The sequence below is a fragment of the Micromonospora sp. NPDC051543 genome (assembly GCF_044454415.1).
Classification (GTDB): Bacteria; Actinomycetota; Actinomycetes; order Mycobacteriales; family Micromonosporaceae; genus Micromonospora.
The window spans coordinates 110881-123964 of record NZ_JBITDT010000015.1; the positions used below are offsets into that span (position 1 = coordinate 110881).

The 13084-nt window shown below is 71.9% G+C and carries 12 protein-coding genes and 1 pseudogene; 9 read left to right on the plus strand and 4 right to left on the minus strand.

What is annotated here, in order from left to right:
• The first annotated feature begins 3 nt into the window (after positions 1–3).
• Positions 4–834, plus strand: coding sequence for a siderophore-interacting protein (locus ACIA3K_RS25260; protein ID WP_396804165.1), 831 nt, complete (start codon positions 4–6; stop codon positions 832–834).
• 38 nt (positions 835–872) lie between these two features.
• On the opposite strand, the gene ACIA3K_RS25265 is transcribed toward ACIA3K_RS25260, so the two are convergent.
• A complete protein-coding gene (locus ACIA3K_RS25265; RefSeq protein ID WP_396804166.1) occupies positions 873–2060 on the minus strand; it encodes a low temperature requirement protein A in 1188 nt (395 codons plus the stop codon).
• 114 nt (positions 2061–2174) lie between these two features.
• On the opposite strand from ACIA3K_RS25265, the pseudogene dnaG reads away from it, so the two are divergent.
• Positions 2175–4077 (plus strand): annotated as a pseudogene (dnaG, locus tag ACIA3K_RS25270) (DNA primase).
• Positions 4078–4614, plus strand: a complete 537-nt coding sequence (locus ACIA3K_RS25275) for a hypothetical protein (RefSeq protein ID WP_357133319.1) — start codon at positions 4078–4080, stop codon at positions 4612–4614.
• Between the two features lie 7 nt (positions 4615–4621).
• Here the strand turns inward: ACIA3K_RS25275 and ACIA3K_RS25280 are convergent, their stop codons facing one another.
• On the minus strand, positions 4622–5641 hold the full coding sequence (locus ACIA3K_RS25280) for a TAXI family TRAP transporter solute-binding subunit (RefSeq protein WP_396804167.1): 1020 nt from the start codon (positions 5639–5641) through the stop codon (positions 4622–4624).
• Positions 5638–7746: a TRAP transporter permease gene (locus tag ACIA3K_RS25285; RefSeq protein WP_396804168.1), complete on the minus strand. Its 2109-nt coding sequence runs from the start codon at positions 7744–7746 to the stop codon at positions 5638–5640. Before ACIA3K_RS25285 ends, ACIA3K_RS25280 begins: the two co-directional genes overlap by 4 nt.
• 456 nt (positions 7747–8202) lie before the next feature.
• Here ACIA3K_RS25285 and ACIA3K_RS25290 point away from each other — a divergent pair, with 456 nt between their 5' ends.
• Positions 8203–9135: an ABC transporter ATP-binding protein gene (locus tag ACIA3K_RS25290; protein WP_396804169.1), complete on the plus strand. Its 933-nt coding sequence runs from the start codon at positions 8203–8205 to the stop codon at positions 9133–9135.
• 127 nt (positions 9136–9262) lie between these two features.
• On the opposite strand, the gene ACIA3K_RS25295 is transcribed toward ACIA3K_RS25290, so the two are convergent.
• Entirely contained in the window at positions 9263–9490 is a 228-nt protein-coding gene (locus ACIA3K_RS25295) for a flavin reductase (protein WP_396804170.1), read from the minus strand.
• Between the two features lie 242 nt (positions 9491–9732).
• Here ACIA3K_RS25295 and ACIA3K_RS25300 point away from each other — a divergent pair, with 242 nt between their 5' ends.
• The 5 genes from ACIA3K_RS25300 to ACIA3K_RS25320 all read left to right on the plus strand — a co-directional run bounded on the left by ACIA3K_RS25300 (position 9733) and on the right by ACIA3K_RS25320 (position 13082).
• Complete coding sequence (locus ACIA3K_RS25300) at positions 9733–10521, plus strand: Scr1 family TA system antitoxin-like transcriptional regulator (protein ID WP_396804171.1); 789 nt, start codon at positions 9733–9735, stop codon at positions 10519–10521.
• Positions 10512–10703, plus strand: coding sequence for a DUF397 domain-containing protein (locus tag ACIA3K_RS25305; RefSeq protein WP_396804172.1), 192 nt, complete (start codon positions 10512–10514; stop codon positions 10701–10703). The genes ACIA3K_RS25300 and ACIA3K_RS25305 overlap by 10 nt, the downstream gene beginning before the upstream one ends.
• A 247-nt stretch (positions 10704–10950) precedes the next feature.
• Complete coding sequence (locus tag ACIA3K_RS25310; protein WP_396804173.1) at positions 10951–11145, plus strand: DUF397 domain-containing protein; 195 nt, start codon at positions 10951–10953, stop codon at positions 11143–11145.
• Positions 11146–11462: 317 nt separating this feature from the next.
• Positions 11463–12263: an ABC transporter permease gene (locus ACIA3K_RS25315; protein ID WP_396804174.1), complete on the plus strand. Its 801-nt coding sequence runs from the start codon at positions 11463–11465 to the stop codon at positions 12261–12263.
• Positions 12264–12272: 9 nt separating this feature from the next.
• Positions 12273–13082 carry an ABC transporter permease gene (locus ACIA3K_RS25320; RefSeq protein WP_396804175.1) on the plus strand — a complete coding sequence of 270 codons (810 nt, stop codon included), beginning with the start codon at positions 12273–12275 and terminating at the stop codon, positions 13080–13082.
• Positions 13083–13084 lie beyond the last annotated feature (2 nt).

Genomic DNA, 13084 nt, shown 5'->3' on the forward strand with positions numbered 1-13084 from the left:
TGCATGACGGAACGCCCCAGGAACGTCACCTCGGTCCGGGTACTGCGCACCGAACGACCCACCCCGCACCTGATCCGGCTCGTCCTCGGTGGGGACGAACTGGCCGGCCTGCCGGTGGGCGAGTTCACCGACCACTACATCAAGCTGGTCTTCCCGCACCCCGGCGTCGCGTACCCCGAGCCGCTGGACCTCGTCGCGATCCGCCAGGAGATGCCCCGCGAGCAGTGGCCCCGGCTGCGCGCGTACACCGTGCGCCGGTGGGACCCGCGCGCCGGCGAGCTGACCGTCGACGTGGTGCACCACGGCGACGAGGGCCTGGCCGGGCCGTGGGCCGCCGCGCTGCGCCCCGGTGACCCGGTGCACTTCGTCGGCCCCGGCGGGGCGTACGCGCCGGACCCGGACGCGGACTGGCACCTCCTGGTCGGCGACGAGAGCGCACTGCCGGCGATCGCCGCCGCGCTGGAACGGCTGCCGGTGGGCGCGCCGGCACACGTCTTCGTGGAGATCGCCGACCCGGCGGACGAGCAGAAGCTGCTCAGCCCCGGAGCGGTCACGCTCACCTGGCTGCACCGCGGCGAACGCCCGGTGGGCGAGGCGCTGGTCGACGCGGTGCGCTCGCTGGAGTTCCCGGCCGGCCAGGTGCACGCCTTCGTGCACGGCGAGGCGGCCTTCGTCCGGGACCTGCGTCGGCTGCTGCGCGGCGAGCGTGGCGTACCCCTCGACCGGCTCTCCATCTCCGGCTACTGGCGACGCGGCATGGACGACGAGGGCTGGCGTTCGTCGAAGCAGGAGTGGAACCGGCAGGTCGCCGCCGAGGAGCCGGCCGCGGCCTGAACGCCGAGGAGCCGGCCGCCGCCTGAGCGTCGGCCAGGTCAGTCCTCGGCCGTCGCGGTGAGTCGTCGGGTGAGCAGCACCGCGTACCCGACGACCGCCACCGAGAGCAGGGCCAGCATCAGCTTCGGCTCGTGCACCGCGACGGTGATCAGGACGACCGAGCCCACGCCGTAACCGGCGATGCCGAGGCGGCCGACGCTCGGCCGGTTCCACACCCAGTGCAACGCCAGCCCGCAGAGCACCCAGGCCATGAGCGAGGCGGCCAGGACGAGCCGCAGTTCCATCGGTAGCCGCATCACCTCGTCGTCGGCCAGTCGGACCACCTGCCCGAGCGACCAGCCGAGCAGCAGCAGTGCGCCGCCGAGCGGGATGTGCAGGTAGGCGTACGTCTGGCCGCCGCGCAGCCGTCGCCGTGGCTCGCGGGTGGTGACGAAGGTGGTGTAGACCCACCAGACGCCGGCCGGCACCAGGAACGCCAGTCCGGCCGTCACGATCATGTGCGGCCGGGGATGGTCCGGCACCGCGAAGAGCAGATTGGCCAGCGCGCTGCCCAGCACGATAATGGTGAACTGCCCGATCCGCTCAGGCAGGTGCTGGTCGTCGACCGGAAACCGGTTGAGCCAGCGCTTGCCGACCCACGGGGTGGCCAGCTCGATGAGCATCGCGACGATCCACAACGTCGCACGCGTGTTGGTGGGCGCGGCCAGCGAGGCCAGCCAGATCAGCCAGCCCGACCCGAAGCCGAGCAGGTAGATCGTGGTCACCGTACGGGCCGGCGGGCTGGTCGGGCGGGCCCGCAGATACAGCAGGAGCAGCACACCCCGCACGATCAGGTAGCCGACCGGCAGGAGCACGCTCTCCGGCACCTCGTCCACCCCGAGCGTCATCGTGCCCGCGCCGACCAGCGCGACCAGGACCAGGAGCCGGTGCGGTACGTCGTCCGGGTCGAAGCGGGTGTCGTAGAACACCTGGCCCAACCAGGCCCACTGGACCACCACGAACAGCCCGAGCGCGGCCAGCACGGCGCTGGGCGACGGCGTGGGATCGTCGCCCAGCCGGCGTACCACCGCCGCCAGGGCGTACACGAAGATGAGGTCGAGGAACAGCTCCAACCAGGTGGCGTGCCGTTCACCGGTGTCGTCCGTCTGCGGACCCTGCCCGCGCATCCGCAGCCGACCGGACACCCATCGTGGCGGCCGGGGCCCGTTGGCGCGTACCCTGCGCATCTGGTCATGGTCCCCGCGCGGACCCGGCTGCCGGGCGGAAACGGGTGACCCCGGCGGCGGCCTCCACCACACCGGCGTCCCCCGGCCGGCGTGTCGTCGGCCCGGCAGGGCAGGATGTACGGCGAGGGGGTGGCGCATGGCTGGGCGGATCCGGGACGAGGACATCGCGCTGGTCCGGGAACGCACCTCGATCGGGGATGTGATCTCCGAGACCGTCACCCTGAAGTCCGCCGGGGGCGGCAACCTCAAGGGCCTGTGCCCGTTCCACGACGAGAAGAGCCCGTCGTTCAACGTCTCGCCGGCCCGCAACGTCTGGTACTGCTTCGGCTGCGGGGCCGGCGGCGACGCGATCAAGTTCCTGATGGACGCGGAACACCTGAGCTTCGTCGAGTCCGTCGAGCGGCTGGCCGGGCGCGCCGGCATCCAGCTCCGCTACGTCGAGGACGACCGGAGCACCCCGCGTCCGCGCCCGCAGCAGGGCCAGCGCCAGCGACTGGTCGCCGCGCACGCCGCCGCCGTCGAGTTCTACCGGGCGCAGCTCAGCACCGCCGGGGCCCGACCGGCGCGCGAGTTCCTGGCCCAACGTGGTTTCGACCGGGCCGCCGCCGAGCGCTACGGGTGCGGGTTCGCGCCGGAGGGCTGGGACCTGCTCACCAAGCACCTGCGTCAGCAGGGCTTCACCCACCAGGAACTGGTCACCGCCGGGCTGTCCCGGGAGTCCCGCTCGGGCACGCTGATCGACCGGTTCCGTCGCCGGCTGCTCTGGCCGATCCGCGACCTGGCGGGCGACGTGATCGGCTTCGGGGCGCGCAAGCTCTTCGACGACGACGACGGCCCGAAGTACCTGAACACCCCCGAGACGCCGATCTACAAGAAGTCGCACGTGCTCTACGGCCTCGACCAGGCCAAGCGGGAGATCGCCAAGCAGGGCCGTGTGGTCGTCGTCGAGGGCTACACCGACGTGATGGCCTGTCACCTGGCCGACGTGCCGACGGCGGTGGCGACCTGCGGCACCGCGTTCGGCGCGGACCACATCGGGGTGCTGCGTCGGCTCCTGCTGGACACCGACTCGGTGGCCGGCGAGATCATCTTCACCTTCGACGGGGACGCCGCCGGTCAGAAGGCGGCGCTGCGCGCGTTCGCCGACGACCAGCGCTTCGTCGGGCGGACGTTCATCGCCGTCAGCCCCGACAACATGGACCCGTGTGAGCTGCGCCTGGCCAAGGGTGACCTGGCCGTGCGGGACCTGGTCGCCCGCCGCGAACCGCTCGTCGACTTCGCGCTGCGGCACGAGATCAGCCGCTTCGACCTGGACACCGTCGACGGCCGGGTGGAGGCCATGCGCCGGGCCGCGCCGCTGGTCGCGCAACTCAAAGACCGGGAAAAACGCCCAGAGTACGTCCGCAAGCTCGCCATGGACCTCGGGATGGAGATCGAGCCGGTGCAGCGGGCCGTGCTCGCCGCCGCCAACACCCCGCCGTCCGGCGGCCGGGACACCGCGCCCGCTCCACGGCCCGCCCCGGCCCGCCCCGAGCCGGCCGTGGACAGCCCACAGTCGATGGTCGAGCGGGAGGCGCTGAAACTCGCCCTGCAACAGCCCGTGCTGGCCGGGCCCATGTTCGACGCGGTCGAGGCCAGCGAGTACCGCCACCCGGTGCACGTGGCCGTCCGCGCGGCCGTGGCGGCGGCCGGCGGGGCCGCGTCGGCGACCGGCGGCGCGGTCTGGATCGAGAAGGTCCGCGACGCCTGCGAGGACCTGGCCGCCGCCGCGCTGGTCGGCGAGCTGGCCGTGGAGCCGCTACGTATCGACGGTGAGCCCGACCCGCGCTACGTGTCGATCACCATGGCCCGGGTGCAGTTCGGGTCGGTGACGGCCCGCATCCGCGACCTCAAGTCGCGGATCCAGCGGATCAACCCGGTCAACAACAAGGACGAGTACTTCGCCGCCTTCGGGGAGCTGCTGTCGCTGGAACAGCACGCCCGGGCGCTGCGCGAGCAGGCCGCGGGAGGGCTCTAGATGGGACTGTTCAGCCGCAAGCCGAAGCTGCCCCCGGCCGACCGGCCGCCGTTGGCCGCCGACGAGCGCGTGCTCGCCTGGGCGGCGGTGGGCAACGGCGAGGGCGACGGGGTCGTCGTGGCCAGCAACCTCGGGCTGTGGCTGCCCGGTCGGGGGCACCGCATCGGCTGGCACGACCTGATCAAGGCGGTCTGGTCCGGTCGGGAGCTGACCGTCACGCCCGCCGAGACCGTCGTCGAGCGCGACGGCTACCTCGTGGTCGCCGACGGGCCGGCCGAGACGTACCTGCTGCTCGACCCCGGTGAGCTGCCGCACCAGGTGCGCGCCCGGGTGACCCGCTCCGTCGCGTACACCGAACACCACCCGGTGCCCGGCGGCGCGGCGCGCGTCGCGGCCCGCCGCGCGGCCGGGGCCGACGGTCTGACCTGGACGGTCCGACTCGACCCCGGCACACCGGCGGACGACGAGGCGCTGCTCGCCGAGACCGACCGCCTGGTCGGCGTGGCCCGCGCCGCCACCGCGCCGACCGACCTCTGACCGACGGTCACCTCGCTCCCAGGTCGTTCAGCGCCTTCTCGGCGCCCCGGTGCAGCGGCACCGGCAGGGTCCTGCGGGCCTTATCCAGCGTGATCCCCTTGGCCGCCGGGTTGGCCTGGGCCAGGGCGTCGCGCTTGTCGAACACCGTCCGGGTGATCACGCAGGCGACATTGGCGTCCAGGTCCTCGCGAACCAGCAGCACGTTCGGCACGACGATGGTCGGGGTGTCGCTCGCCGTCCGGTACACGTCCCGACCGATCGTGCCGGCCTGGTAACCGGGGCCGAGCGCGGTCAACTTCGGCAGCAGCGTCGAGATGTCGACGAACGTCACCGTGTCACCGGCGGTGGTGAACAGGTCCGTCAGGCCACCGGTGGGCAGGCCGCCGGACCAGAAGAACCCGTCGATGCTGCCGTCCTTGACGCCGTCGACCGTCTTGGCGAGGTCGAGTCGCTGCGCCCGGACGTCCTTGGCCGGGTCGAGTCCGGCGGCCTCCAGCAGGCGGTTCGCGATCACCTCCGTGCCGGACTTCGGGGAGCCCGTGGAGATCCGCTTACCGCGCATGCCGGCGACCGAGGTGATCCCGGCGTCCTTGCGGACCACCACCTGCGTGTAGTTGTCGTAGAGGCGGGCCAGTGCCCGCACCGGCTGCGGGGCGCTGAAGCTGCCCTTGCCCTCGACCGCGTTGACCGCCGTGTCGAACAGCGAGAACGCCACGTCGTACTGGCCGCCGACCAACTGCTCCACGTTCTGCACCGACGCGCCGGTCTCGGCGGCGGTGCCGGTGAGCTTGCCGCCGGTCGCCCCCGAGAACTGCCCGGCCAGGGCGTTGCCGACCGAGTAGTAGACGCCTGTCGAGTTGCCGGTGGCGATGCCCACGCGGGTCTCCCGGGTCACCTCGCAGGTGACCGCGCTGGCCGTGTCGTCCGTGGCCGCGCCGCCCTGCTGGCCTCCGCAGCCGGTGACGCCCGCCAGGACGAGGGCGAGCGCGCCCACGCCCGCGGCGAGCCGTACGTCGGTTCGTCTCACAGTCTCTCCTCTGTTGGTGTTCGCGGTCGGCCCGTGGTTGGTGTTCGCGATTGGCCCTCTGTTGGTGTTCGCGGTCGGCCCGTGGATCCGCGTCGGACGAGCACTCCCGCCGCCGCGATGGCGGCCAGCGCCACGCCCACCGCGACCGGTACGGGTTCGAGCCAGAGCAGGGTGACGCCGGCGATGGCGCCGAGCACCCGTTCCGGTGCGCCGGCGGGACCTACGCCGGGCAGCCAGCCACCGGCGGCGACCGCCAGCACGGACACGCTGAGCGCCGTCACCACGGCGGCGACGGCGACCCGCGGCACGCCGCCGATGCCGAGCAGGCCCAGCCCGGTCGGGGTGATGACGAACGCGATCGGAATGAGGTACGCCGGCAGCGCGTACCGCAGGGTCTGCCACATGGTCGGCACCAGCCGACCTCCGGTGACGGCGGCCGCGGCCACGGCGGCGAGCGCGGTCGGCGGGGACACCTCGGACAGCACGGCGAAGTAGAAGACGAACATCGCCGCGGCGGGCGCGGCCACGCCCAGGTCGAGCAGGGCCGGGCCGACGATCACCCACCCGATCACGAACGAGGCGGTGACCGGCACGGCTAGGCCCAGCAGGCTGAGCGCGACAGCCGCGAGCAGCGCCGTGAGCACCAGGACCAGCGTCGGGTCGGCGGTGACCGCCTTCGCCCCGCCGATCAGCAGCGCCGCCGCCTGCGGCCCGAGCCCGGTCTTCGTGGTGGTCGCCGTGATGATGCCGGCGGCGGCGCACACGGCGGTGACGGCGAGCACCCCGCGTACGCCGGTGACGAGGGCGGTCACCAGCCGGACCGGGGTGAGCCGGTGGGCGCGGTCAAGCCACGACAGCACGGCGGTGAGGACGATGGCGAAGACCACGGCCCTCATCGCGGAGACCCCGACCGCGAGGAACACGACGATCGCGATCAGCGAGGCGAAGTGGTAGCCGAACCGGCCCAGCAGCCGCCACGGTGAGCCGACGTCGAGCACGACCGGCCGTACGCCCGACCGGCGGGCGTCGATCTCCACGGAGAGCAGGATGCCCAGGTAGTAGAGCACCGTCGGCACCGTCGCCCAGCCCAGCACCTGAAGGTACGAGACGCCCAGGTACTCGGCGATGATGAACGCCGCCGCCCCGAGGGTGGGCGGGGACAGGATCGCGCCCACTCCGGCCGCCGCCAGCATGCCGCCGGCCCGCTCCGGTGGATAGCCGGCCCGACGCAGCAGCGGCCAGGTGACCGCGCCGATGCTCACCGTCGTCGCCGCACCCGAGCCGGAGACGGTGCCGAGCAGGAAACCCGAGGCCACCGCCGTCCGACCGGCGGCGGTCCGAGAGCGGCGGAACGCGGCGGCCGACAGGTCGACGAAGAACCGCCCGGCCCCGGACAGCTCCAACACCGCGCCGTAGATGGTGAACAACACGATGTACGAGGCGGCCACGTCCAACGGGGTGCCGTAGAAACCGCTGTCGGAGTTGTAGAACGCGTCGACGAGTTGACGGAAGTCGAGCCCGGCGTGCGCGACCGGCCACGACTGCGGCAGCAACCCGCCGTAGTAGCCGTACCCGAGGAACAGCAGGCAGACCGCCGGCAGGATCCAACCGGTCGTACGCCGGCACGCCTCCAGCAGCAGGAGCAGCAGCACGGTGCCGAGCACCAGGTCGATCGGCGCGAGCAGGCCCTGCCGGTCGAGGAACGCGTTGTAGCCGCCGCCACCCGTACCGATCGTGATCGGCAGGACGGGATAGAGGCAGGCCGCCACGGCCAGGGCGGCCAGCAGCCAGTCGACGAGGGTGGGCCGGGTGCTGTCGGTGCGCTCGGGGCGTGCCGTGCCGTCTGCGGGCCGGGTGGTGTTAGTGGCTTGTCGCCGCTTGGGCGGGCGGGTCCAGCGTGGCAGGTCGGCCGGGTAGGCGAGGAAGACCAGCGGGAGCACACCGGCCAAGAAGATGATCAGGTAGTACTTGCTGCCCTGCGAGAGCGGGCGGAACACCTGCCAGAGAGCGAGCGTGCCGACCGCCAGCGCCACCGTGCCGAGCAGGAGGGCCGCCGGACCGACCAGAACCCGGCCGGGCTTCTCGTCCTCGAACTGGGCCGCCATGTCCCTCGTGGCCCGCTCGGCAGCGCCGCCCGGCCCGGTCGGTGCTGGGGACCCGGTCGGCTCTGCGGTGTGGGTCGGCTCTGCTGTGTCGACTGGCTCTGCGGTGTCGACTGGTTCTGCCGCGTCGACTGGTTCTGCGGTCTCGGCCGGTGGGCGTGGTCGGGGCGGCCCATCGGCGGGGCTCCGGACGGGCTCGTCGGCCGCGTTCGTGAGGGCCGCGTCGGTGGTGTTCGGGACGGGCTGGTAGGCGGGGCTCGTGTCGGGCCCGTCGCCGGGTGAGTTGGCTGGTCGGGCGGGTGACGGCGGACCATCGGGCGAGCTGGCGGGCGACACAGGGGGACGATACCTGTCGATTGCCGATGGCGTGGGGCATTGATCGGCGTTTCGCTTCCGGGAGGGTCGGGCCCGCGCGTATTTGCGTGGAGGGGTGTCGGACCCGGCGGTTAGGGTCGGGCGGTGACTACCGGGCGACCACTGATTCAGGCTCGTGGGCTGGTGAAACGGTTCGGTGACTTCACCGCCGTGGACGGCATCGACGTCGAGGTGCAGTCGGGTGAGGCGTTCGGCTTTCTGGGACCGAACGGCGCGGGCAAGTCGTCCACCATGCGCATGGTCGGTTGCACCTCGCCACCGAGCGCCGGCGAGCTGCGCATCCTCGGCCTGGATCCGGTGGCCGACGGGCCGGCGATCCGTGCCCGCCTCGGGGTGTGCCCGCAGCTCGACAATCTCGATCCGGAGCTGACCGTCCGGGAGAACCTGACCGTCTACGCCCGCTACTTCGGCATCTCACGCCGGGCGGCCCGGGCGCGGGCCGACGAGTTGCTGGACTTCGTCCAGCTCAGCGAGCGGGCCGACAGCAAGGTCGACCCCCTCTCCGGCGGGATGAAGCGCCGCCTGACCATCGCCCGCGCCCTGGTCAACGACCCGGACATCGTGCTGCTGGACGAGCCGACCACCGGGCTCGACCCGCAGGCGCGGCACCTGGTGTGGGAGCGCCTGTTCCGGCTGAAGCAGCAGGGCGTCACGCTGGTGCTCACCACGCACTACATGGACGAGGCCGAGCAGCTCTGCGACCGGCTGGTGGTGATGGACGGCGGCCGGATCGTCGCCGAGGGCTCGCCCCGGGCGCTGATCGAGCGATACTCCACCCGCGAGGTGGTCGAGCTGCGCTTCGCGGCCGAGTCGCAGGCGCCGTTCGCCGACAAGCTGGACGGGGTGGGGGAGCGGGTCGAGGTGCTGCCCGACCGCGTTCTGCTCTACGTGCCCGACGGCGACGCGGCGGTCGCCGAGGTGACCGCGCTCGGGTTGCAGCCGGCCAACGTGCTGGTGCGCCGCAGCAGCCTGGAGGACGTCTTCCTGCACCTGACCGGCCGTACCCTGGTCGACTGACGCGCCGCTGGTTGGCGGCCGGTGTGGTCGAGCCGGTCTGATTGGCGGCCCGCGCGGGTGAGCCGGGCGATCGTTGGCTGCTCAGCCACAACCGTGCCGGCGTGTCGTGCTGCTGAGCAGCCAACGATCATCGGGCTCTGGCCCAGGTGAGGAAGCGGTCGGCCAGTCGGTCTGTGTCGGGCAGGTCACCGGTTGCCTCGTCGAGCAGCGTGGCGAGGTAGATGAGCAGGCCGGTCCGGTTCCCGCGGTACTCGCCGAGCAGCGCCAGCCGCGCCGGGGAGCCGGGCCACGCGGCGCCGCAGACCCGGCAGCGCCACGACGGACGGGCCGCCACGTGCGGGCGGTAGCGGGGCATCGACGCCTCCCTTGGTCGTGAGCCGGTCTGCTCGGTGGGTGGGAGCGCCCCGGATCGAGGGTCACGGGGCGCTCCCGGCCTGGTTCCGCCCGCCGTCCGATCCCGTGAGCGGTTCCGCTGCGTGACAGTCTGGTGATGGCCCGACTACGGTGGGAGGTTCCGCGCGCCGACGACCAGCGCGTACGACGGTCGGCTCGGCACGGTACGAAGATGTACGGAGGTTGTCCGTGGAGAGTTCGTCCATGCTGGAACACTTCGCGGAGGAGTTACGGCTGGCCCGGGCGGACCGGGGCCTGTCACAGGCGGCGCTGGCCGAGGCGTTGAGCTACTCGGGCGCCTTGGTCGCCAAGGTGGAGACCTCCGAGCGTCGGCCGAGCCTGGACTTCGCGCGCCGCTGCGACGTCGTGCTCGCCGCCGACGGCCGGTTCGAACGCATCCAACGGCGGATCAGCCGCGAAACCGTCGTGCCGTGGTTCCGCGACTGGGCCGGCATCGAGCAGGAAACCACCGCACTGCGGTGGTTCGAGCCGCTGTGCGTGCCGGGTCTGTTGCAGACCGAGCGGTACGCCCGCGCTCTGCTGACCGGTGGCGGTCTGTTCGCGCCGGACGAGATCGAGCAACACGTGGCAGCCAGACTGGACCGACAGGGGCTCCTCATCCGCGACCGGCCGCCGTTGATTACCGCCCTGATCGATGAGCATGTGCTTCGCCGAGACATCGGTGGATCGGATGTGATGCGCGAGCAGATCCAGCACCTCGTGAAGCTGGGATCGGCGTTTCCGCGGGTGCGAATCCAGGTAGTGCCGGATCTCGCGGGTGCTTACGCTGGGCTCGGAGGGCCCTTCGTGATCGCTACAGCGCCTCAGGGCGAGGACCTTGTCTACCTTGCGGGGCAGCGCCACGGGCAGGTCATCGACCGGTCCGATTACGTTCGTCAGATGGTCGAAGTGTGGGAGTCAATCCGGGGTGAGGCACTATCGCACGGGCAGTCGCTCGAACTGATGGCGGAAGTGGCGGAGACATGGATGTGACCGGCGCTCGATGGCGCAAGAGCACTCGTAGCGGCCCGGACGGCGGCAACTGTGTGGAGGTTGCCGACAACCTGCCGGGGGTGGTGGCCGTGCGTGACTCTAAGGACCCGGACGGCCCGGTGCTCGTCTTCGAACCCGGGGCGTGGCGCGCGTTCGTCGGGCTCGGTGCCGGTGTCCGGTAGGTCGCCGGCCCGGTAGCTCCTCGGGCCGCTAGGGCCGGGTTGGTACTTCGGGGTCCCGGTCGGTCCCTGGACGGTCGCTTCGTCCGGCCGCCTAGGCCCTGCGATGCACCAAGGTCCACTCGGCTTCCTGGAAGCCGGGGTGTCTGCGGGACCGGGACACCCCGCTTTCCGGAAGCCCGAGTTGATCTGCCATGAGGCACCACCGCAGCAGCAGTCACCCGACGAACGCGAAGGAAGTGGCGGAGACATGGAACTGAGCGGCGCCCGGTGGCGCAAGAGCACTCGCAGCAACGGCAGCGGCGGCAACTGTGTGGAGGTAGCCGACAACCTTCCGGGGCTGGTGGCCGTCCGCGACTCAAAGGACCCGAGTGGTGCGGCGCTGGTCTTCACGGCCGACGCGTGGCGCGCGTTCGTCGAGTCCGACACCCTCCGTCGAGGATGATCCACACCAGATCGCCGACCTGGGGGTGTCCGGGCGACGGGATACCGCCACCTCGCCGATCTGGAGCGGATCGACGCGCGGGCAGCCCTCCGCTGGCGCGGCGCGGGGTGATCGACTCGACTTCCCGGATGTCGGGGCTTCCCTCGGCCGCCGACGCCCCAACTTCCCGGAAGCCGAGTCGATCACGCCAGCGCCGGGCGGGCCGGGCACGTCGGCGTCGGGCCGGGCACGCCCGAGCCGGACCGGTGTAAAGGGGTCGCGGTCTGTCGTACCCCGGGGGTAGACAGGTCGTGGTCGACGCGGGTGGAGGTGGCGCGGTGAGCGTGGCGGAGCGGACGCGGGCGAGACCGGGGCCGCCGTGGGCGCCGGCGTCCGCGGTGTTCGGCTACTACCTGGTCGGGCTGCGGCGCACCTGGCGGGCCGGGGTGTTCTCGTCGTTCCTGCTGCCACTGCTGACCGTGCTCGGGTTCGGCGTGGGCGTGGGGGGCTACATCGACCAGGGTGTCGGCGGGGTGCCCTACCTGCAGTGGCTGGTGCCCGGGCTGGTCGCCTCGACCGCGCTTCAGGTGACCGTGGGCGACTCGACGTGGCCGGTGTTCAGCAACTTCCAGTGGGTCAAGAGCTACCAGGCGCAGAGCGCGTCGCCGCTGCGCGTGGGCGACATCCTGGCCGGGCACCTGGCCTTCGTGCTGTTCCGGGTGGTCAGCACGATCGCGGTGTTCCTGCTGGTCACCGGGTTGTTCGGGGCACTGCGGTCGCCGTGGGCGGTGGTCACCCTGCCGGTGGTGGCGTTGCTGGGTCTGGCCGTGGCGGCACCCACCTTCGCGTACGCGGCGGCGGTGTCCAGCGACAGTTGGTTGGCCATGCTGTTCCGGTTCGCGGTCATTCCGATGAGCCTGTTCGCCGGGGTGTTCTTCCCGGTCGAGTCGCTGCCCGAGGCGCTGCGCTGGCTGGCGTACGCCACGCCGTTGTGGCATGCCGTCGACCTGTGCCGGGCCGCCACGCTCGGTGCCGCTCCGCAGTGGTCGATCGTCGGGCACCTGCTCTACCTGGCCGCCTGGGCGATCGCCGGGTGGCTGCTCGCGCTGCGCACCTTCCGCCGCAAGCTCGTCGTCTAGGGGGAACCCGTGGTCACGCTGGTCCTGCCCCGGCTGATCGACGTCTCCGGCGCGTCCCGCCGGTCGGCGTCGGTGATCGGGCGCAACGTCACGGCCCTGAAGGCGGTCTACTGGCTGCTGTTGCTCTCCGGCTTCGTGGAGCCGCTGCTCTACCTGCTCTCCATCGGCCTGGGTGTGGGGTCGCTGGTCGGGGACCTGCCGTTGCCCGACGGGCGGCTGGTGTCGTACGCCGAGTTCGTGGCCCCGGCGATGCTGGCCTCCTCCGCCATGACCGGGGCGATCTCGGAGACCACCTTCAACTTCTTCGGCAAGATGAAGTACATGAAGCTGTACGACGGGATGATCGCCACCCCGATCCGCCCGTTCGAGATCGCCCTAGGTGAGCTGGGATGGGCGATGCTGCGCGGCAGCGCGTACTCGGCGGCGTTCCTCGGGGTCATGGTCGCGCTCGACCTGACCACCGTGACCCGGGCCGTCACCGCGCTGCCGGCGGCGGTGCTGGTCGGATTCGCGTTCGGCGGGCTCGGCATGGCGGTCGCCACTGTCATGCGCAGTTGGCAGGACTTCGACCTGGTGGGGTCGGTCCAGTTCACCCTGTTCTTCTTCTCGGGCACGTTCGTGCCGGCGCAGGCCTACCCGACCCTGCTGCGCTGGCTGGTCGAGGTCACTCCGCTGTACCGGGCGGTGCACCTGCTCCGCGGGCTCACGGTGGGCACGGGCGGCTGGCTCTGGTTGCTCGACGTGCTCTACCTGCTGGCGATGATGGCGGTCGGTCTGCTGGTGGCCTCGCGCCGGATGGGCAGGATGCTCTACAAGTAGGG

Coding starts and splice junctions, on each gene's coding strand:
- ACIA3K_RS25275 (WP_357133319.1), top strand. CDS start 4,078: ATGGGACTGTTCAGCCGCAAGCCGAAGCTGCCCCCGGCCGACCGGCCG.
- ACIA3K_RS25260 (WP_396804165.1), top strand. CDS start 4: ATGACGGAACGCCCCAGGAACGTCACCTCGGTCCGGGTACTGCGCACC.
- ACIA3K_RS25300 (WP_396804171.1), top strand. CDS start 9,733: ATGCTGGAACACTTCGCGGAGGAGTTACGGCTGGCCCGGGCGGACCGG.
- ACIA3K_RS25295 (WP_396804170.1), bottom strand. CDS start 9,490: ATGCCCCGCTACCGCCCGCACGTGGCGGCCCGTCCGTCGTGGCGCTGC.
- ACIA3K_RS25285 (WP_396804168.1), bottom strand. CDS start 7,746: ATGGCGGCCCAGTTCGAGGACGAGAAGCCCGGCCGGGTTCTGGTCGGT.
- ACIA3K_RS25305 (WP_396804172.1), top strand. CDS start 10,512: ATGGATGTGACCGGCGCTCGATGGCGCAAGAGCACTCGTAGCGGCCCG.
- ACIA3K_RS25265 (WP_396804166.1), bottom strand. CDS start 2,060: ATGCGCAGGGTACGCGCCAACGGGCCCCGGCCGCCACGATGGGTGTCC.
- ACIA3K_RS25310 (WP_396804173.1), top strand. CDS start 10,951: ATGGAACTGAGCGGCGCCCGGTGGCGCAAGAGCACTCGCAGCAACGGC.